The 694-nt window shown below is 53.9% G+C and carries 1 protein-coding gene; it reads left to right on the top strand.

All coding sequences use genetic code 11. The annotated features are described in order from the left end of the window. The first annotated feature begins 291 nt into the window (after positions 1-291). Positions 292-606 carry a DUF485 domain-containing protein gene (locus ACSZO4_RS25740; RefSeq protein ID WP_437891916.1) on the top strand — a complete coding sequence of 105 codons (315 nt, stop codon included), beginning with the start codon at positions 292-294 and terminating at the stop codon, positions 604-606. The last annotated feature ends 88 nt before the right edge of the window (positions 607-694 follow it).

Here is a 694-nt window from a genome sequence, read left to right as displayed (position 1 = left end):
AACCCCCCCGATGATCAGTCGGGGATCTTCCCCGCCTGAGCGGGGAAGGTCAAGACATAAGAGCCGGGGTGAGGGCATCAGGCAGGCACATCACTCCCACACCCTACCCCTCTCCTGTCCGGGAGAGGGAATAATATAAAAAACCCCTCCCCAAAGGATTTCGTGTTGCAGGAAGGCGGCAAACGAACACATCCCCAGGAGCATAGTGAGCTATGTGACTGGGGTGGGTAAGCGCAGCCAACGTACCTGCAGCGCGAAGGACGAAGGGGATACCTCTGTGGAGACTCTGTGATGAATGACACCATTTATCAACGGATAGAAAACAACGCGCATTTCAGGGAGTTAGTCGAAAAAAGGCAACGGTTTGCCGCCATATTGTCGCTGGTGGTTCTGGTGATTTACGTCAGCTTTATTCTGCTTATCGCCTTCGCACCTGGCTGGCTGGGCACGCCGGTGTCTGCCGGCAGCAGCATTACGCGCGGCATTCCGATTGGGGTCGGCGTTATCGTCATTTCGTTTATCCTCACCGGGGTTTACGTCTGGCGCGCCAACGGTGAGTTTGACCGTCTGAACAAGGCTGTTTTGCAAGAGGTAAAAGCACCATGAAACGTTTGACGAGACCCTGTACACGATTCTGTGTAAATGCCTTTTCTCAGAAGTGACCGTCCAGGCGGTCACCGAACTCGATAATAAA

The sequence above is a fragment of the Phytobacter sp. V91 genome (genome assembly GCF_965644225.1).
Taxonomy (GTDB): domain Bacteria; phylum Pseudomonadota; class Gammaproteobacteria; order Enterobacterales; family Enterobacteriaceae; genus CBFFRJ01.
This window is presented reverse-complemented; position numbering and strand designations above follow the sequence as displayed.

Excerpts from the sequence above, each read along its gene's own strand:
- ACSZO4_RS25740 (WP_437891916.1), top strand. The coding sequence starts at position 292 with ATGAATGACACCATTTATCAACGGATAGAAAACAACGCGCATTTCAGG.